At 52.9% G+C, this 20233-nt stretch carries 17 protein-coding genes; 10 read left to right on the forward strand and 7 right to left on the reverse strand.

The features are described 5' to 3' along the window. Positions 1–167: 167 nt before the first annotated feature. From PMI17_RS02740 to PMI17_RS25305, 5 genes are all read right to left on the reverse strand, one after another. Complete coding sequence (locus tag PMI17_RS02740; protein ID WP_007885835.1) at positions 168–3308, reverse strand: DEAD/DEAH box helicase; 3141 nt, start codon at positions 3306–3308, stop codon at positions 168–170. Beyond that, complete coding sequence (locus PMI17_RS02745) at positions 3305–4114, reverse strand: hypothetical protein (RefSeq protein ID WP_007885836.1); 810 nt, start codon at positions 4112–4114, stop codon at positions 3305–3307. The genes PMI17_RS02740 and PMI17_RS02745 overlap by 4 nt, the downstream gene beginning before the upstream one ends. A gap of 320 nt (positions 4115–4434) precedes the next feature. Then, the gene (locus PMI17_RS02750) at positions 4435–5313 is read right to left on the reverse strand and encodes a hypothetical protein (RefSeq protein ID WP_007885838.1); all 879 of its coding nucleotides are present in this window, start codon (positions 5311–5313) and stop codon (positions 4435–4437) included. Between the two features lie 279 nt (positions 5314–5592). Further along, the gene (locus PMI17_RS02755; protein ID WP_007885846.1) at positions 5593–6075 is read right to left on the reverse strand and encodes a glutathione peroxidase; all 483 of its coding nucleotides are present in this window, start codon (positions 6073–6075) and stop codon (positions 5593–5595) included. Between the two features lie 141 nt (positions 6076–6216). Beyond that, positions 6217–6420: a hypothetical protein gene (locus tag PMI17_RS25305; protein ID WP_157178861.1), complete on the reverse strand. Its 204-nt coding sequence runs from the start codon at positions 6418–6420 to the stop codon at positions 6217–6219. A gap of 37 nt (positions 6421–6457) precedes the next feature. Here PMI17_RS25305 and PMI17_RS02760 point away from each other — a divergent pair, with 37 nt between their 5' ends. The 3 genes from PMI17_RS02760 (at position 6458) to PMI17_RS02770 (ending at position 11322) form a co-directional block, all read left to right on the forward strand. Next, positions 6458–7072, forward strand: coding sequence for a TetR/AcrR family transcriptional regulator (locus PMI17_RS02760; RefSeq protein WP_007885848.1), 615 nt, complete (start codon positions 6458–6460; stop codon positions 7070–7072). A 72-nt stretch (positions 7073–7144) separates the two neighbouring features. Beyond that, positions 7145–8233, forward strand: coding sequence for an efflux RND transporter periplasmic adaptor subunit (locus tag PMI17_RS02765; RefSeq protein ID WP_007885850.1), 1089 nt, complete (start codon positions 7145–7147; stop codon positions 8231–8233). Next, entirely contained in the window at positions 8230–11322 is a 3093-nt protein-coding gene (locus PMI17_RS02770; protein WP_007885851.1) for an efflux RND transporter permease subunit, read from the forward strand. Before PMI17_RS02765 ends, PMI17_RS02770 begins: the two co-directional genes overlap by 4 nt. A 127-nt stretch (positions 11323–11449) precedes the next feature. Here PMI17_RS02770 and PMI17_RS02775 read toward each other — a convergent pair whose 3' ends face one another. After that, complete coding sequence (locus PMI17_RS02775; RefSeq protein WP_007885852.1) at positions 11450–12202, reverse strand: FadR/GntR family transcriptional regulator; 753 nt, start codon at positions 12200–12202, stop codon at positions 11450–11452. A 194-nt stretch (positions 12203–12396) separates the two neighbouring features. Here PMI17_RS02775 and PMI17_RS02780 point away from each other — a divergent pair, with 194 nt between their 5' ends. From PMI17_RS02780 to fucP, 7 genes are read left to right on the forward strand one after another with little or no spacing between them, the layout of a single operon-like run. Continuing rightward, entirely contained in the window at positions 12397–13137 is a 741-nt protein-coding gene (locus tag PMI17_RS02780) for an SDR family oxidoreductase (protein ID WP_007885853.1), read from the forward strand. A gap of 13 nt (positions 13138–13150) precedes the next feature. Further along, positions 13151–13999: a fumarylacetoacetate hydrolase family protein gene (locus tag PMI17_RS02785; protein WP_007885854.1), complete on the forward strand. Its 849-nt coding sequence runs from the start codon at positions 13151–13153 to the stop codon at positions 13997–13999. After that, positions 13996–15282, forward strand: coding sequence for an L-fuconate dehydratase (locus PMI17_RS02790; RefSeq protein WP_007885855.1), 1287 nt, complete (start codon positions 13996–13998; stop codon positions 15280–15282). Before PMI17_RS02785 ends, PMI17_RS02790 begins: the two co-directional genes overlap by 4 nt. A 1-nt stretch (position 15283) precedes the next feature. After that, complete coding sequence (locus PMI17_RS02795) at positions 15284–16138, forward strand: amidohydrolase (protein WP_007885856.1); 855 nt, start codon at positions 15284–15286, stop codon at positions 16136–16138. Next, positions 16116–16892 (forward strand): SDR family oxidoreductase, encoded by a 777-nt coding sequence (locus PMI17_RS02800; protein WP_007885857.1) that lies wholly within the window; start codon positions 16116–16118, stop codon positions 16890–16892. The genes PMI17_RS02795 and PMI17_RS02800 overlap by 23 nt, the downstream gene beginning before the upstream one ends. Then, entirely contained in the window at positions 16889–17239 is a 351-nt protein-coding gene (locus tag PMI17_RS02805) for an L-rhamnose mutarotase (protein WP_007885858.1), read from the forward strand. Before PMI17_RS02800 ends, PMI17_RS02805 begins: the two co-directional genes overlap by 4 nt. A 36-nt stretch (positions 17240–17275) precedes the next feature. After that, a complete protein-coding gene (fucP, locus tag PMI17_RS02810; protein ID WP_007885859.1) occupies positions 17276–18502 on the forward strand; it encodes an L-fucose:H+ symporter permease in 1227 nt (408 codons plus the stop codon). A gap of 198 nt (positions 18503–18700) precedes the next feature. Here fucP and PMI17_RS02815 read toward each other — a convergent pair whose 3' ends face one another. Continuing rightward, the gene (locus PMI17_RS02815) at positions 18701–20230 is read right to left on the reverse strand and encodes an AAA family ATPase (RefSeq protein WP_007885860.1); all 1530 of its coding nucleotides are present in this window, start codon (positions 20228–20230) and stop codon (positions 18701–18703) included. Between the last annotated feature and the right edge of the window lie 3 nt (positions 20231–20233).

Genomic DNA, 20233 nt, shown 5'->3' on the forward strand with positions numbered 1-20233 from the left:
ATGGAAACTAGATAATCAGTACTTTATGTCCGCTTATGGCACGAAGCGGACGCGGAAATAAGGTCCGCTATGAGCGAAAAGCAGACGATCGTATTTACACTAAAGTCCATCAAGATGTTGCTTAAGTATTCGAGTATCAATTAACCGGGAGCAGGTCACGACTGGCATCAATATGAGCTCAAAACATACTTAAAATATGCTGGGGTAGCTTTGATGACTTGCTCAATAGCACTCAGATGAATCTTCCAAGCCTCATTAAATGAGCTTCCTCCATATCCCTTTTGCAGGAGAGCATCACGAATTGCTTGTGAAATAAAACGGTCAGCGAATCCGGCCTCAAATGCACTCATGGACAAGGTATCCGGAAGGCCATATTTTAGGCTCTTCTGGAAATGCGCGAGCGATGCTCCAGGATCCCCAATTAGATCTTCCGGGGTAAAGAGGAATTGCGCGAGCGCTGCCAGAATGAGCGAGCAATCAAATGCCAGCGAGCTCTCCAAAAACTGAATAATATCGTCGTCGCTCACCTTCCGTTTAAGCTTGCCGGCTTTCTTTTTAACCTGCATCTGCACCGCTTCTCTGAATATCTCGCCATAGCTCGTTCCGCTCATCCACAGGAGTGCGAGCTGGAAGCCCGCATCAACTGGCTCGACGTTGCGGAAAAAACGGCTGTCACAGAGTTCAGCTAGCAGTGGCCATACAGCAGTGAGCCATGCATCAACAGAATCCAGCGTTAAAAGCATGTCTCTGTGCTCATCTGACCAAGTCTCTATGCGTTTAGTCTGCTTTGCACCGAGCAATGTTTTGCCGAAAAATGCCTGCTTAACAGGCGAGCTTTCCACCGACTCAATGCGTCTGGCGACCAGTCTGAAGTACTCCTCCAATTTGCCTGCTTCTTCTGCAGAGGCCAGCGAGTATGCCAGGGTATCGCGAGCAAGTTCGCCGGCCCTCTGTTCAAATGCGGTAGTAGAAATGGTCGCACAGTTTGCCATTAAGTAGCTTTCAAGCGTATGCGTCATTTTTTTACGCTCGGCCAGGGATCGCAACAGCGTTTTCTCCAGCTCATCTTTTTTCTTCTTGATAAGGCGAGGGACTGTATTTGCCACGTGCTGCGCCCAGCGTTCCCACTCCGCCTCATTATCTATCAAATCCAGCAGATACTCCCCGCTAAAACGCCATTCCTGGGTACGGGAAAGCGCAAAAGGTTTCAATAATAAAAGCAGCGAGCTGGTGACCCCTTCTGCTCGGTCAGGAGACAGCAGCTCAACGGCGTTTTGGAATTTCCACGACTCCTGCCAGCTTGTCCTTCTGTCCCAAACAGTTGAATCAGCGAAGATGACCACACCTTCAGTATGCATTCCGGCGCGGCCGGCACGCCCTATCAGATTCTGAAAATCGCGGACTTTTACAAGCCCGGCTCCCTGATTAACGCCCTGCACGATAAGATAACGAATAGGCAGGTTTACACCCTGAGCGAGGGTGGATGTACACGCAATAAAATTAATGAGCCCTTGCTGCATTCCGTGTTCGAGTGCTAGGCGAATACCCTGAGGTGTATTGCTGTGATGCGTATATATACCCAGCTCAGCGGCTTTAAAGAGGAGAGCGTTGCTTCCGAAGTTACCTTCGATAGTTGTTTTAAGTGCGCTGACTTCTTCAGGATCAGCGTAGGCCGCAGGCCATATGGTGTTATATCCCGCCTCCGCAATCTGTACCGCCCTCTTTGCTATGCCGTTTGCAATTAATTTTGTTCCGCAGAAAATGGCAACGGAACCCTTACCTGCAACCCGCAGACCCAAGTAGAGCGATACGTCGCTCGATTTCGCCCGGGTAGGAAATGTCGCGCTGTCAGCTTTGAGTCCCGAAAGTTGTGCTTCTTTGATTATTCTCGGCACAAAGTAGTCTTCTCTGTCATAACCATTTTCATGAAACATCAACTGCCCAAGCGATTCAGTCCAGCTTGCAAAAGCAACAGACCGGCTGGTGGGTAACAGCGTTGCGCCGTCAATAACCTGTGCCTTATCCGCACCCATCAGCCAGCTTGCAATCGCCTGCGGGTTTTGCATAACAGCTGAAATAAGCAGAGTCTGCGAAGTGTCAGAAAGTAATCCCTTGATTTCGGTGAGCAATAGTTCATAAGTTATTCCTCTCCAGCCGGTATCGAACTGGTGACCCTCGTCGTAAACGACAAGACCAACATGTTTAAAAACCTGAGGTGACTGGCGCAGTACATAGAGAAACTTTTCTGGCGTAAGGACCAGTACATTCGATGTTGAGGGTGGAGCACTTCCCAGCAGTTCTGCAATCTGTTCAACAAAGTCAATCTGAAGGGCATCCGTCAGTTCATTGACTTTAATGTCATCGCCAGCCAGATCCTGTCGCAGTGACAACGCGATTTCATGACATAGTGCCCGGAAAGGGGCGACAACGACCGCAAGCCTGGTGCGCCCGGACATAAATGCACTGCGCAGGACCAACTCAATCGACCTCGTTTTACCGGCACTTGTGGGCATCTGAATCAGCCCTGAAGCGCCACGGTAGATCCCACTGGCCCCCAAAAGCAGCTGCGAAGGCCAGAGTTCTTTGGGGAAGCGTCCTCTCTGAATGACCGGTCGCCAGTAATCTGCGGATAAGCCTGAATAATGTGGGAGAGTTGACCATACAGATGCGGCAAGCCTCATACGGCAAACCGATATGGCGACATCTGCATAAAGTAGCTCCTCAGCGCTACCCATTTTATATACTTCACTGCGGAGAATTTTCAGTAAGCTTTCAATATGCTGCAGTTGGGTTCCTTCGGCAAAATGCGTTATGACAGAGAGCGATATGGAAGTAAGCAATGATCCATAACGTACATCATCAAGAGGCCAATAGGTGCTCCAGTCTGCTTTGAGGAGCCATTGCAGAAAGTGCTCGACTTTGTTGCCTTTTGCTCTGTAATCAATTCGGCGGGCAAGGACTAAGCTGCTGCCCGGTCTGCGAGCTACATAATAGGCGGCTGAAGCTAAAAGTAATGTTGTTCTTTCCAGACCCTGTGCGAACCCTGAATCAAGGACTGCATCAAAAAAGCTGGCGCAGAAATTGAGTTCTGCTTGTGATTCAGGGGGAAGGGGAGTCAAGGGATGGGGTAATTCAGCAAGCACCCCAGTAACGTCCCCAAGCGTTGCTATGGTCATTACAAAGAGCTGCAGTGGATCTGACCCCTCTGGCACTCTGAGGTGCTGAGATTCATCCAGACCAAATTCGTACATCTTGCCTTTGGAACGCGTTATGCCAAAGAGGCGCCTGCTGTTGGAGCCGGCCTTCATTTGCAGGCCCTCTCGTAAAGTTCATGAACCAGTTGCATCTGCATGTCAGAGCGTACAACCATCAGGTATAGTGCTGCGGCATTTGAGTGAGCTTTAGCCAGCGTTTCAGCAAGTTCTTCTTCATTGAAAGCGGTGTTGCAGAGAACAGCTACAGCACCTGATAAGTATGTATATGGGTTATCAGCGGGATTCTGGAAACGTGAAATCCGGTTTACTTCAAGAGCTTTCCCTTCCCGATGAAATCTGCGTTTCGTAGCGTTTAAGGTGACAGCCAGCCTTATATGCTGATCGTTAGATCCGTCGTTAACAGCATTCTGGAGTTGGCCGCCATAGGCGTTTCCCGAAAGAGAGGCTTTAACTTCGAAAGCATGCAGTGCATCTGTCCGGGCGGGGGTGGTAATGTCCAGTTGATGGAAGCCAATGATATCAACACCTTTAACAGATTCATTGTTGCTTGCCTTGTCGGCGTATTTTTCACGAGGAACCCAGAGATTGAGCGTGAACTCAAGGTAATCGGAAATGAGAAATTCAGCGAAGTCACCTGAACGTATTGAAGGGCCGGGCGCTTTGGTTTTGTCGGGGAAAATGTAGGCATTCAGATATTGTTCGGTTGTCATCCCGGTCCCCATTAAAAGCACCGGAATCTCCTGGTCTGAACAATATTGCCGACGAAAATGCAATGCCCAGCTGTCAAGATGCGCTGGATCGGTTGGGGGAATAAAGTCCCAGACATTTATGGTACGACCTTCAACGGTCATCACGCCGGATGGACTTAAGTTTAAACCTTTTAAATGGTCGGGAAGCATAGCTTTTCCTTAAGGTGGGCATTCTACCATGAAAGGGGCTGCAGCCCTTTTTTGTTAGCAATATTGTCAAAACACAAGATTAAACTGGGCTTAGTGCATTGGTAAACAATTTTTAGTATTGGCCTGTGTCTCTTGATCTACTCAAGCTGAGTTTAACAATGCCCGCCTTTGGTACATAATGTACTAATGATCAGAACGATGTTCGATACAAGCCAACAACGGACGTTCGCAGTTGTTCTGCTGCAGATGGATGTTTTGCTAATGTAGTCGCATATTAGTTAATGAGGAGCAGGTAAGTTATTTAAAGAATACTGATCGAGTTAGGTGCGTAATTTTATAATGTTTAATTTTATTTCTGTGATTGTAGCCTTAAGTACCTGTAAACAAATCTTAGCTGTATGCTCTCTTGGTGTGAAGCCTGATGACATTTGCTGATAAGGGTGAATGTAATTACGAAAATCCCTTAAAATATGCGAAAACTTATAAGTATCAAGCTGAATTAGTTCTAAATCTTTTGCGACATCAATAAATGCTGCGAGATTCCAGTCATGAAAAGGTTGAACTTTGCCATCACGATTCTTAGGTGAAGACTTAACCGTATTAAATGCTCGCGGGTAACTAGAAGCTAACCCAAGAAATACCCCTTCTAAAGTACTACCAGCGATTAATATCGTAGAGAGGTAAGCTGCCGAACTAAAAGTTTTTTCAATTTCATCGACTCGCTTGTTCAGAACGTCAGTTACGTTAAGATCTAAGCCTAAATCAGAGATAGTAAAATCCCTAAACTCACGACTTAAAAAGTCAGATTCAGATAGGCTACTGGATTTCACACTACTCTCTTTTAACTCTACTTTATGAAGCTTCTTGAAATTTATTTCAGCTTCTTTTCTAACGACTTGCCATTTATCAAAAGCCAGGTACTGATTAAAATCAAAGATAAAGCGATCCAACTCGTCAATACGGCCAATAAAATTGACAGGATTAAATACTTCTTTGATGCAAACATCAAGCTTTGGAGTTCCATTGATTTTTTCTAAACAATCGTCTGTATACTTCCAGCGAGAGGGGAAGCCTTGTCCATATGAATGATCGAAATCTAGGCCATTAAAAAACTTAACCAAATTAGGGCCAGAACGATATTCAGTGCCTTCGTTAATTAAGTTTCGTAGTTTTTCACTCGTTTTACTGCTGATGATCATTCAAAATCCTCGAGAACATATAATGCGCTTTGGAAAGAGAAACTGCTTCTTTTGTATCGTTATAATGCCGTTTTCATTCTATTACTTCAAAGAGAATTACTGCGTCAATGATAGATCGTGCAAACCAGATTGCGCGATGCCTCCTAAGTACGATGAAAGGTTCTTCTGTAAGCATTCCACCCAAGTGGACCATACACTTTTAGATATCTGAAATAACGTTTGTGATGTCCTCGATGTCCGCTTTTGGCACAAAGCGGACGGTTCAAATAATAGTAACCGTTAGACTTCAAGAGCGGCGAGGATTAGGGTTTCCATTTTTTCCGGGGTGGTGAAGGGGGCAAAGCGCTTGAGCGGTTTGCCGTCGCGTCCGATCAGGAACTTAGTGAAATTCCACTTGATCCGTCCACCCAGCACGCCGGGCAATTCCTCTTTCAGATAACGAAACACTGGGTGCGTTGCGGTGCCGTTGACTGCCACTTTCTCGAACATGGGAAAGCTCACACCGTAGTTGATGTGACAGGTCTGCGCGATGTCGTCGGCACCGCCGGGTTCCTGCTTACCAAACTGGTTGCAGGGAAACCCAAGCACCACCAACCCCTGAGCGGCGTACTTTTTATAGAGCGTTTCAAGGCCAGCGTATTGTGGCGTAAATCCACAATGGCTGGCGGTATTAACCACCAGAACCAGTTTGCCAGCGTACTCGGCCATCGAGATGGGCTGGCCTCGCAGACTGGTGGCAGTAAGTTGATGAAAGGAGGTCATGTCGCAATCCTCAGAGCAAAATCCGTACTACTTCGCCATTGCAGCCAACTCGTTGCCGAGGGGGCACAGAGTGGGCAGCAGTATTAAGCCACCCAATATGACATACGGGCGGTCTTAATTCTCCGCATTCATACATTCGAATCAATCACCACTTGCCCTGCCAGGATAGACGGCGATTGGCGAAAACGGCGTCTGGTTGATGAAGCCTTCCAGCCAGTTACAGTCAGCGAAGATCAGTGCGTTAACGGAGTGGCTGGTTGCATGGCTTGCTGTTCCACGTTGGTAGCCGGTGTAAATGAGGTCTTGAAGCGACCGGTAAATGTGACCAAAATAGCCAATGGTCACAAATCGTCACTCTTCGCTCAATGAGCAGGTTTAAATAATGACAGAGCAAAAAAATCCCGCCGCCACGCGGGGTCCTTCCGATCACACCATTCGCGACCAGATTGTCGCTGCCGCAATGGAATACTTTAGCCACTACGGTTTTGAAAAAACCACCGTGTCCGATCTCGCACGATCCATCGGATTCTCTAAAGCCTATATCTATAAATTCTTCGGCTCTAAACAGGAAATTGGCGAAGTCATCTGTGTCAATTGCCTCACAGAGATTACTGCACGCCTAAATGGCGCGCTGGATAGTTCACCGTCAGCCACGGAAAAAATAAGGCAGCTGTTTAAAACACTTGCGGTGGCAGGCAGTGAGCTGTTCTTCCGCGAACGTAAACTGTATGACATCGCCGCGGCGTCCTCACGTGAGCACTGGGCCGCTGCCGTCCAATATGAAGCTTCGCTGCGCGCAACCGTACAGGCCATCCTGCGTGAAGGACGCGCTGCGGGAGAGTTTGAGCGTAAAACGGCGCTGGATGAAACGGCTGCCGCGGTTTATCTGGTGCTCAAACCGCTGGCCGATCCTCTTCAGCTCCAGACCTCCCTTGATACTGCCGAGGAAGATGCAATCCAATTGGCGGCATTAGTACTAAGGAGTCTTGCACCGTAATTAGTGACCATTGACATAATTGGTCACTAGTCAGAGAATGGGTGCTCACACTTTCCTTGAGTAAGGTAACCCATGCTCCGGCATCTCCTGTTTTTCTCAGTCGCCTGCCTTGTGACCGGCTGCGGCGAACCGGCATCGTCCGCTGACGATCCGCGTACCCAACCGCCTCTGATCAGGACGGCTGCAGTGCAGCCTGCCGCAGAAAATGCCCGGGTTTTTACCGGCACGGTTGCGGCGCGCGTCCAGAGCGATCTTGGATTTCGCGTATCGGGCAAAGTCCTCGAACGTCTGGTTGATAAGGGCCAAAGCGTCAGGCGCGGTCAGCTCCTGATGAAACTCGACCCGGCCGATCTGGCTTTGCAGGTACGCGCAGCGGAAGGAGTGGTAAACGCCGCGCAGGCACGGGCGCGACAGGCCGGCGATGATGAGAATCGCTATCGCGGACTGGTCGGCACCGGTGCGGTTTCTGCCTCCTCTTACAGTCAAATCCGCGCTGCAGCAGAGGCAGCGCGCGCCGATCTGAGCGCTGCGCAGGCGCAGGCACGCGTAGCGCTCAACGCTTCGCAATATGCCGTACTGAGCGCTGACGCAGATGGCGTGGTAGTCGATACCTTGGCCGATCCCGGTCAGGTGGTCAGCGCCGGTCAAACCGTTGTACGCCTTGCGCGAGCCGGGCAGCGTGAGGCGATGGTCAGTCTGCCGGAGACACTGCGGCCGCAGGTCGGATCGACAGCGACGGCCGTGATCTATGGCAGCCAGATCGTCAACGAGGCCAGGTTGCGCGAGCTGTCGGACGCGGCTGATGCTGCAACCCGTACCTATGAAGCACGCTACGTGCTGAGCGGTGCCGCTGCCAGTGCGCCGCTGGGTTCAACGGTCACGTTACGTATTCCTGAATCTGCCGGTGCCGGAGAGTCCTGGTCGATTCCGCTCGGTGCATTATGGGATGCCGGGAGCGGTCCAGGCGTCTGGGTGGTGACAGGTAAACCCGCAAAAGTGACCTGGCGCGCAGTCACGCTACTCGGCATCAGCGATGACAGCGCACGCGTGTCGGGTCCGCTTCATGGCGGGGAGCAGGTGGCAGCGCTAGGCGCGCATCTGCTTCATGAGGGTGAAGCGGTCCGCAGCGGAGCGCCAGAGCCAGAAGGCGTCACGCCATGAGCCAGCATCGCTTTAATCTGTCGGCCTTAGCGGTGCGTGAACGGTCAGTCACGTTGTTCCTCATCCTCCTCGTTACGGTAGCAGGTGTGATCGCTTTTCTCGGACTGGGGCGAGCTGAAGATCCGCCGTTCACCGTCAAGCAGCTCACGGTGATCACCGCCTGGCCGGGTGCCACCGCGCAGGAGATGCAGGATCAGGTTGCCGAACCGCTGGAGAAACGCCTGCAGGAGCTGAAGTGGTACGATCGCAGCGAGACGTACACCCGCCCCGGTATGGCTTACACCATGGTCTCGCTGCAGGACAGCACGCCGCCCGCGGAGGTGCAGGAGCAGTTTTACCAGGCGCGGAAAAAGCTCAGCGATGAGGCGCGCAACCTGCCGCCTGGTGTAATCGGGCCGATGGTTAACGATGAATTCTCAGACGTGGTTTTTGCCCTTTATGCCCTGAAAGCCAAAGGTGAACCGCAGCGCTTTCTGACTCGCGATGCCGAAAAACTCCGCCAGCAGTTGCTGCACGTGCCGGGCGTAAAAAAAGTGACCATCACCGGGGAGCAGGCCGAGCGCATTTATGTCTCCTTCTCCAGCGATCGCCTCGCCACGCTGGGCATAGCGCCAGAGCAGATTTTCAACGCGCTGAACGGGCAGAATGCCCTGTCGCCCGCCGGTTCTGTTCAGACGCGCGGCCCCGAGGTGTTTATTCGCCTTGATGGCGCGCTGGATACGCTGGAAAAAATTCGTAATACGCCGGTCGTTGCGGCTAACCATACGCTGCGGCTTGCGGATGTCGCGAAGATCGAGCGCGGTTATGTTGACCCGCCAGATTTCCTTATCCGTAATGATGGCGATCCGGCGTTGATGTTGAGCGTCGTAATGAGGGAAGGGTGGAACGGCCTTGAGCTGGGTAAGGCACTGGAAAAAGAGGTTGGTAACATCAATGACGGCATGCCGCTGGGCATGACGCTGAGCCGGGTTTCCGATCAGGCGGTAAACATTAGTTCGGCTGTCGATGAGTTCATGATTAAGTTCTTCGTGGCTTTGCTGGTGGTGATGGTGGTGTGCTTTATCAGCATGGGCTGGCGTGTGGGTATTGTGGTCGCTGCCGCAGTGCCGCTGACGCTTGCCGTGGTGTTCGTGGTCATGGCCGCCACCGGGAAAAACTTTGACCGCATCACGCTGGGTTCACTTATTCTCGCGCTGGGCTTACTGGTTGATGACGCCATCATCGCGATAGAGATGATGGTGGTAAAAATGGAAGAGGGCTATGACCGCGTTAAGGCGTCGGCCTATGCCTGGAGCCATACGGCGGCACCCATGCTGGCAGGTACGCTGGTCACGGCGATTGGCTTCATGCCCAACGGCTTCGCGCAGTCAACGGCGGGGGAATATACCAGCAACATGTTCTGGATCGTGGGGATTGCTCTGATTGCCTCATGGGTGGTGGCGGTGGTATTTACCCCTTATCTCGGCGTAAAGATGTTGCCTGAGATCAAGCCAGTAGCCGGTGGCCACGCGGCAATCTACAACACCCGTCACTACAATCGCTTCAGACGCTTATTGGCAACGGTCATCACGCATAAGTGGTGGGTGGCTGGCGCGGTGGTGGGCTGTTTTGCCGTCGCTATCCTCAGCATGGGAGTGGTGAAAAAACAGTTTTTCCCCACCTCCGATCGTCCTGAGGTGCTGGTTGAAGTGCAGATGCCCTACGGCACCGCTATTCAGCAGACCAGCCTGACCACCGCGCGGATTGAGCAGTGGCTGCGCAAGCAACCTGAAACCACTACGGTAACCGCGTATATCGGGCAAGGTGCGCCGCGCTTCTACCTGGCGATGGCCCCGGAGCTACCGGATCCCTCTTTTGCGAAAATAGTGGTGCTGACCAATGGGGAGCAGGAACGCGAAGCGCTGAAGCTACGGCTGCGTAAAGCGGCGGCAGATGGGCTGGCGCCGGAGGCGCAGGTGCGTGTGACCCAGCTGGTTTTCGGCCCTTACTCGCCTTATCCGGTGGCTTACCGGGTGATGGGCCCGGATCCTGACAAGCTGCGTCAGCTGGCGGCGCAGGTAAAAGCGTTGATGCAGGCCAGCCCAATGATGCGCACCGTCAACACCGATTGGGGCTCACGCGTACCGGTGATGCACTTCAGGTTGGATCAGGATCGGTTGCAGGCGATGGGGCTGACGCCTGCCACGGCAGCTCGGCAGCTGCAATTCCTGCTGAGCGGTGCGCCTATCACGGCAATCCGCGAGGATATCCGCTCTGTGGAAGTGACGGGGCGCGCAGCAGGAGACGTGCGCCTCGATCCTGCACGCATCGATGCACTGACGCTCGCTGGCGCCGATGGTCAGCGCATTCCCCTCTCGCAGCTTGGTGAAACCGAGATACGCATGGAAGAGCCGCTGCTGCGCCGGCGTGACAGAACGCCAACGATCACGGTGCGTGGAGATATCGCCGACGGACTGCAGCCCCCGGATGTGTCATCGGCACTCCTTCAGGAGCTTCAGCCACTAATGGCATCACTGCCGCCGGGATATCGCATCGAGCAGGCTGGCTCGATTGAGGAATCGGCTAAGGCGACAAAAGCGATGCTTCCACTGTTCCCGATTATGATCGCCCTGACGCTGCTGATCATCATTCTGCAGGTCCGTTCAATTTCGGCAATGATTATGGTGTTTTTGACGGCGCCGCTAGGGCTGATCGGCGTGGTTCCGATGCTGCTGCTGTTCCAGCAGCCATTCGGCATTAATGCGCTGGTCGGACTGATCGCGCTGTCAGGTATTCTGATGCGCAATACGCTGATTTTGATAGGTCAAATCCACCAGAATGAGCGGGAAGGTTTCGATCCGTTTAATGCGATTGTCGAGGCGACAGTGCAGCGTGCCAGGCCGGTATTATTGACCGCACTGGCGGCCATTCTGGCGTTTATTCCGCTAACGCATTCGGTTTTCTGGGGCACGCTGGCATACACGCTGATCGGCGGTACGTTTGGCGGCACTATCATGACGCTGGTGTTTTTACCGGCGATGTACGCCATCTGGTTCCGCATCAGGAAACCCGCTGCGCCGTCATCTGCAGTTTCTTCGGTTGCCCAATGAAAATCCGATAATCAGCTTAAAAATGGCGGTTCCGGACACCTGGTGGGTTTGTGTCCGGTTCGGCTATTTTCGCAGTGAGTTTGACAGCCATTGCCAACCTGGGAAAAGCAGCCCACAGCGGGCGCGTTCACTCCTGCACCCGCTCAAAGGTCGCAATCACCCGGTCGATATGCTTCTTCATCGCGGCTCGGGCTGCCTTCGCATCACGTTTTTCTAGCGCCGAGAGAATGTCCATATGCTCGGTTTCCGAAACCAGCGGCATATCGCTGGGCGTATAGTGCGCCTGCAACATGCGGAACATGCTGCCATAGCGATGGCCGAGCAGGTGGCCAATGATAAAACCATACGCCGGATTGCCGCTCGCCTGAGCGATGCGAATATGGAATAAACGGTCGCCGGGATGGGTGCGCGATTGCGCGCGATTATCTTCGCAGTTTTGCAGATAGGCCGCGCGGATCAGCGCCAATTCCTGATCGCTGGCATGCACAGCGGCCAGCGCAGCGGCCTCCGGCTCAATCAGGCGTCGCGCTTGCAGCAGCGAGAACGGCGGCAGCTCGGTGGAGAAATCCAGATTGATCCCCAGCTCATCGTCCGGCTCAATCCACTGGTTGCGCCCGGCCTGCATCATCACCGGCTCCTGCGTACTCGACCGCGCTTTGACAATCACGCCATTGCCGACTTTGACATCCACCAACCCAATCACTTCCAGCGCAATCAGCGCTTCACGTACCGATGCGCGACTCACCTGCAGCTGCTCGGCCAACTCGCGTTCCGCTGGCAGGCGACTACCGGGAGGAAATTCGTTGTTGTCGATAAGCTTGATTAACTGGTCGGCTATTTGTCTGTAAAGCCTGGGGTTTTCCATCTTTTTTATCGGCATCGCACTGCTACCTGTCTAAATAAATTAAGTGATCGGATGCACAAATAATCATCAGCACACTTGTCAATGTTACGCAATTGTCAATAAAACGTAATGCGTCAGCGAAAAAGTTGCCAGCGTTATTTGCCCTCTCACAAGGGTAAAACTCACTTTTAATGGCCTGACCATTAGATCTTTGGACCAGAGGAAATGCAATGAATTTATCCGGAAAACGCGTGTTAATCACCGCCGCCGGGCAAGGCATCGGCTTGGCCAGCGCGCGTTACTTTGCGCAGCAGGGCGCAGAGGTTATTGCCAGCGATATCAACCTTGCCGCGCTACACGATCTGCAAGGTATCCGCGCTTATCAGCTGGATGTCACCGATCGTCAGGCAATTGGCGCGGCGGCGCAGGAGCTCGGCACGCTCGATGTGCTGTTTAACTGTGCTGGTGTGGTCCACAGCGGCAGCCTGCTGGCGTGCAGCGAAAAGGAGTGGCAGTTCGCGCTCGACCTCAACGTCACGGCGATGTTTCACATGATTCAGGCATTTCTGCCGGGGATGCTGCAACAGCAGCAGGGCTCGATCATTAACATGTCATCGGTGGCATCCAGTGTGAAAGGCGTGGTCAATCGCTTTGCCTACAGCGCGACCAAAGCGGCGGTGATTGGCCTGACGCGTTCGGTGGCAGCGGATTACATCGGTGAAGGCATCCGCTGCAACGCCATCTGCCCCGGCACGGTCGATTCACCTTCGCTACGCCAGCGCATCGCCGCGCAGGCCGAGGCGGAAGGCCGCACGGAGGCGGAAGTGTATGACGCCTTTGTCGCACGTCAGCCCATTGGCCGTATCGGCACCACAGAGGAGATCGCTTATCTGGCGGCCTATCTGGCTTCCGATGCCAGCGCTTATATCACCGGCACCGCACAGATTATTGATGGCGGCTGGAGCAACTAACAGGAGTGCAGTCATGAAATTATTACGAGTGGGCGAGCCGGGAAAAGAGCGTCCGGCAATGCTGGATCAACAAGGTGAACTGCGCGATTTGTCGCACTTTATCGATGACATCGCCGGCGATGCGCTACTGCCTGCAGAACTGGAAAGGCTGCGTCAGCTGCCGCTCAGTGAACTGCCCAAAATCAGCGGCCAACCGCGCATTGGCGCCTGCGTTGGGCATATCGGCAAATTTATCTGTATCGGCCTGAACTATGCCGATCATGCCGCCGAAACCGGTGCTGACATCCCGCAAGAGCCGGTGGTGTTTAGCAAATGGACCAGCGCCGTGGTGGGGCCAAACGATGCGGTGCGCATTCCTCGCGGTTCAGTGAAAACCGACTGGGAAGTAGAGCTGGGCGTGGTGATCGGCAAAGGCGGCAGCTACATCGCAGAAGCGGATGCGCTGTCACATGTGGCGGGTTACTGCGTGGTCAACGACGTCTCGGAACGTGAATATCAAATTGAGCGCGGCGGCACCTGGGACAAAGGTAAAGGCTGCGACACCTTTGGTCCGATTGGTCCGTGGCTGGGGACCGCCGATGAAATCGCCGATCCGCAGCAGCTCGATCTGTGGCTGGAAGTGGACGGCAGGCGCTATCAGAACGGCAACACCCGCACCATGATCTTCACGGTCGCGCACATCATCAGCTATCTCAGTCGGTTTATGAGCTTGCAGCCGGGCGACATCATCTCAACCGGCACACCGCCGGGCGTCGGCATGGGGCAAAAACCGCCGGTCTATCTGCGAGCAGGGCAAGTCATCAGGTTAGGTATCGCCGGGTTGGGCGAGCAGCGTCAAATCACCGAGGGCAGCGAACAATGACCAGACTTACCGCACTGCGGGTGGAAGATATCCGTTTTCCCACCTCCGAACAGCTCGACGGTTCGGATGCGATGAATCCGGATCCTGATTACTCGGCTGCTTACGTCATCATCGAGACGGATAACGCGGCGATGAGTGGTCACGGACTCACCTTTACCATTGGGCGCGGCAATGAAATTTGCTGTGCGGCGATACGCGCCCTGGAACACCTGATTGTCGGCCGTCAGCTGGAGTCAATCACCGCCGATATGGGGCAGTTCTGGCGCGACATAACCAGCGACAGCCAGCTGCGCTGGATCGGCCCGGATAAAGGCGCGATTCACCTGGCGACCGGTGCGGTGGTCAACGCAGTATGGGATCTGTGGGCGAAATCGGAAGAGAAGCCGCTGTGGCGGCTGGTGGCCGATATGTCGCCGCAGGAGCTGGTGCGCTGCATCGATTTCCGCTACCTCACTGACTGCATCACGCCGGACGAAGCGCTGGCACTGTTGACGGCGCAGCAGGCTGGCAAAGCGCAGCGCATCCGTGAGCTGGAGCAGCACGGTTATCCCTGCTACACCACCTCGGCGGGCTGGCTCGGTTACGACGACGATAAACTGCGTCGCCTGTGCCAGCAGGCGGTCGATGCCGGATTCTCACACATCAAGCTGAAAGTCGGACGTGACCTCGCAGATGATATTCGCCGTGTGCGCATTGCGCGTGAAGTGCTGGGACCGGATCGCCAGTTAATGATCGATGCTAACCAGGTGTGGGAAGTGAATGACGCGATTGATTGGGTGCAGCAGCTGGCCTTCGCGCAACCGTGGTTTATTGAGGAACCCACCAGCCCGGATGATATTGAAGGGCATCGCAAAATTCGCCAGGGCGTCGCGCCGGTGAAGGTGGCAACCGGTGAAATGTGCCAGAACCGCATCATCTTCAAGCAGCTGATTATGCGCGAAGCGATTGACGTGGTGCAGATCGACGCTTGTCGCCTCGGTGGCGTAAATGAAGTACTGGCGGTGATGCTAATGGCAGCGAAATACCAGTTGCCGGTGTGTCCGCATGCAGGCGGCGTTGGATTGTGCGAATACGTCCAGCACCTGTCGATGATCGACTTCGTTTGCATTGCCGGTAGCCATGAAGGCCGAGTCATCGAGTATGTCGATCATCTGCATGAACACTTTTTACATCCGTGCGAAGTGCGCGGCGCCGCCTATATGCCGCCCACCGCGCCCGGCTTCTCGATCGAGATGTATCCCGCTTCGCGCGAGCAATACCGCTATCGCGCGCAGGGAGGCTAAGGTGCGAATCGACGCTCATCAGCATTTCTGGCGCTACGACACGCAGGATTATGCGTGGATCGCGGAATCCATGACGCGCCTGCAACAGGATTATTTACCGGACGATCTCGCACCGCTGCTGGCGCAACGTCAGCTGCAGGGCTCAATTGCGGTTCAGGCGCGGCAGTGTGTAGCGGAGACGCAGCAGCTGTTGCAGTGGGCGCAGCAGCAAGCGGCAACACAGGTAGTTGGCTGGATTGACGTCAGCGCGATGGACCTGACGCCGCAGCTGGAAGCGTTGCAGCATCCGCTGCTGCGGGGATTCCGCCATCAGGTGCAGGATGAGCGCGATCCTGCCGCATGGCTACGACAACCGCGCGTGGCGAGCGGCATCCGTCAGCTGCAGCAGCGTGATTACGTATGGGAAATGCTGGTGACCTGGCGGCATCTGGCAGACGCCACTCAATTTGCCGCGCAGCACGATCGCCACTGGCTGGTGCTTGATCACCTCGGCAAACCGGATATTGCGCGCGGCGCGCAGGCGTGGGGCGAACAGGTGGCGGAACTGGCCGCAATGCCGCACGTGGTCTGCAAATTATCGGGTCTGGTGACCGAGGCGCCGCAGGGTCAATGGCACAGTGCGCAGCTGCGGCCTTTTATCGATGAGGCGCTGGCGCGTTTCGGTCCGCAGCGCCTGATGTTTGGCTCAGACTGGCCCGTCTGCCTGCTGGCAGCGGAGTACCACGCGGTGGCGCAGCTGATTGAGGACGCGACGGCTGAGCTTGCAGCCGACGAACAGGCCGCCATTTGGGGCAACACGGCGGCGCAGGTATATAGCCTGACAGGAGAGAAGCATGAATCTGTTTTTGCAGGATAAAGTGATTATCGTCACCGGCGGCGGATCGGGCATCGGTGCGGCCATCTCACGTTTGCTGGCGGAAGAGGGCGCCATTCCGGTGATCGTCAGCAACGCGCAGCCCGATGAGATGTGGCTGGCCAACCTGCGCGAGCTGCAACCGCATACGGAAGTGCTGCTGGCCGATCTGTGCGATGAGCAGAACTGCCAGCGTGCGGTTGAAGCCGTGCAGCAACAGTTTGGCCGCATCGACGGACTGGTGAACAATGCGGGCGTCAACGATGGCGTTGGGCTGGAAGCGGGGCGCAGCGCTTTTGTCAGCTCGCTGGAAAAGAACCTCATCCACTATTACCAGATGACGCATTTCTGCCAGCGCGCGCTGGAAAACAGCAGAGGAGCCATCGTCAATATTGCCTCAAAAACCGCGTTGAGCGGGCAGGGCGGCACCAGCGGCTACTGCGCGGCGAAAGGGGCAATTCTGGCACTGACGCGGGAGTGGGCGGTGTCACTGCGTAGCAGCGGTGTGCGGGTTAACGCCGTGGTGCCCGCCGAAGTGATGACGCCGCTGTATGAGCGCTGGATCGGCACCTTTGCCGATCCGCAGGGCGAACTGGCGAAAATCACCCAGCGTATTCCACTCGGCCAACGCATGACCACACCGGAAGAGATCGCTAACACCGTCGTGTTTTTGCTGTCGTCGCGCGCTTCCCACACCACGGGCGAGTGGCTGAGCGTTGATGGTGGCTATCTGCATCTCGATCGGGCGCTGTTATGAGTGGCGTAACCGAACGCTATTGTCTGGCGCTGGATCTGGTAGATGAGGCCGACAAGATCGCTGAATACCAGCGCCTGCATCAACGCATCTGGCCGGAAGTGGCGCAGCATCTACGCCAGCATGGCCTCGTCAATATGGAGATCTACCGGCTTGGCACCCGACTTTTTATGGTGATGGAGGTGAACGATCGGTTTAACGCGCAGGATTTTGCTCAGGCCGCTGAACAGAATCCGCATATTCAGCGCTGGGAAGCGCTGATGTGGCAGTTTCAGCAGCCAACGCCGTGGACGCCCGCAGGGGAAAAATGGGTGGCGATGGCGCGAATATTCTCTTTGCAGGACCAATAACAACACTTACCGACTGTACCCTACGAGGATATAACCATGTCTACACAACGCGTCGAGACGCCAGAAAATATGGGCGTCGGGGGAACTATTAGCCTGCGCTGGGCGTTCATGCTAATTACCACCCTGTTTTTCATGTGGGGCGTGTCATACGGCCTGCTGGATGTGCTGAATAAACACTTTCAGGAAACGTTAAACGTCACCAAAGCGCAATCGGGACTATTACAGGCGGCCTATTTCGGTGCCTATTTTATTGTCGCGCTGCCGGCCGGCTATTTTATGCGTCGTCACGGCTACAAGGCCGGTATTTTGGCGGGATTATCGCTGTACGCCATTGGTGCGCTGCTGTTTGTACCCGCGGCGATGGTCAATGATTTCTCGGTATTTCTGCTGGCGCTGTTCGTGCTGGCTTGCGGGCTTGGCTGTCTGGAAACCGCGGCTAACCCGTATGCCACGGTGCTGGGCGATGCCAACGGCGCGGAGCGTCGTCTTAATCTGGCGCAATCCTTTAATGGCTTGGGGCAGTTTGTTGGGCCAATGATTGGTGGCTCGCTGTTCTTTACTCATGCCAGTCAGGAAGCTGCGCAGGACAGCGTCAAAATGACCTATGTCGTGATTGCGTGTGTGGTGCTCGCTATTGCGCTGTTATTTAAACGTACCGCGTTGCCGGACATTCGTGAGTCCGCGAGCGAACATGTGCAGCAGCCCGGCGCCACGTTATGGCAGCAAAAACACTTTGTCGGCGGGGTGATTGCGCAGTTCTTCTATGTCGCCGCCCAGGTTGGGGTTGGCGCCTTCTTTATTAACTACGCCACCGAGCACTGGCACGGCGTCACTAACCAAAGCGCGGCTTATATGCTTTCGGTTGCGATGATCTGTTTTATGGTGGGACGCTTCTTTTCCACCTGGCTGATGGGCCGAGTGAAACCGGCAGCGATGCTGGCGGCCTATGCGCTGATCAACATCGTGCTGTGTGGCATTGTGATGCTGGGCGCTGGTGATGTCTCCGTCATTGCGCTGATCGCCATCTTCTTCTTTATGTCCACCATGTTCCCGACCATCTTTGCCATGGGAGTGAAAAATCTCGGTCAGTCTACCAAACAGGCCAGCTCATTTATGATCATGGCAATTGTCGGCGGTGCGATAATGCCCTATTTCATGGGGCTGATCTCTGACAAAGTCAGTACGGCCGTGGCTTACGGTTTGCCGCTGCTGTGCTTTGTCGTTGTGCTGGTCTATGCGCTTAGGCAGCGGAGATATGCATGATGGCGATAGCGATGGATTAGAGCGCGCAGTGTAGGGCGATTCTTTGGGGTCGCCCTAAATATATGAGGGCCATGCATTTGCCGCTAACTGTAAAATATGAATGATAAAGTTTTGGTATTTGTAGCTGCAACGATATGAGCGAGCAGCGGAGGTTCAGAGTTGATCTCATATCTCTTGAAAGCTGTAAGAAATTTTCATTTAGTTCATTCGTTCTCTTAACTGCTCAACTAAGGGAGTCAGCCAATCAGATACACTTTGTATATAACTGATCCAATCAGGGTGTTTTGATGCAAGATCTATAATCTTTGCTAAGCCCGATGCTCGGTCCAAACCTAACCTATCAATTATGTTAGTGATATATCTATGCGAGTCCATTTCGAAGCGAATGCTGTTAGCAACAGTGATAATTTCTAAGGCGTCATTTTCTAAACCATCAATAGAAATTTCAGTTATTAATTGATGGAGGTACGTTTCAGGCTTAAGGTTGTCTGGAAGATTGAACTGAATAACCTTTCCTTGACCTTCAACCTTCAGTTGTCGAGTTCTTTCTTCTGTACCGGTTAATACCCTATCTAGAGCGGTGGATTTTGCTACCGGCGTGCTATACTCATCACCATCTAATATATAGATTTTGTGTGATATATCCTCACCTCTAATAAGAGAGCTAGAAAGTAACGTAAACGCATTTATCGCTGCGCCAAACATATATATTTTCACGTATCTGCTAGCTTGAAGTGAAGAGCATATTTTTCTGGCAATTGCGTTTGCCAAATCATCTTCAACAAAAATTTCCAGAGGTTTAACTTGCTCTCCTGTTAACCTGTTAATAGCATCAGGTTTTGTTTCGTCAAAGCAATATGACCTATTGTCCAGTGATACAATATGTCGTATATTGACTTTATCAGCCAAGTCTATTATTAATTCACGATGTGTTGTAAAGATGATCTGTTTATTTTTCTCATTTGCGTGGGAAGATAACACATAAATTAATTTTTTTAACGCTTCATCGTGTAATAATAGGTCAAGTTCATCAATTAAAATCAGGGCATTTTTATCTGCTTTAAAAACAGTCTCAAGAATCAGGAATATCTTTTGTTCACCTGCGCTCATGCTAAGAGATGAGTAAGCAAGGCCGTCAATTTCCACACCAATAAATTTAGAGCCATTAGGTTTTTGATGATGATTAAAACTTGTATATCTTTTATTTAATATGTAAGAAGCTTTGTTAAGCATCATAGTTATTAGTGCGCTGCTTACATTGCTTGTTTCATATTTTACATTATTATTTTTCTCTGATTCAATCATCGGCACGCATTTATCGATGCCCAAATAGTAGACTTCACGCATTGGACGCCTAGCATATATTTGAATCCATCGAGAGCCTCTGTTTTCAGCTTTCCCGTAATTTTTTATCTCATTTTCGATTAAGGATCCATCACGACGGTATGTTATGTTGATATTGAAGTTACTGCCATTCCATTCTGCTTGAGGACTTCGAGGAAAAAAGTCGCCAAGTTTATTATCCTCACCAGGAAATCCCTCTTCTGGCATATATATACTTGCTAATGCATGGAGAATGGTGGATTTACCACTTCCATTGGGACCAAGAATGGCGGTTAATGAATGTGGATGAAAGAAAATTTCGTTCAACTCATTTACACATTTTAACCTCCCTATTTTAATTGAGTTGATTCTTTGATTAGTTATGATTTTGCTGTTTTGAGGCATTCA

Origin of the sequence: Pantoea sp. GM01 (assembly GCF_000282675.1) — a bacterium.
In the GTDB taxonomy this organism is placed as follows: domain Bacteria; phylum Pseudomonadota; class Gammaproteobacteria; order Enterobacterales; family Enterobacteriaceae; genus Pantoea; species Pantoea nemavictus.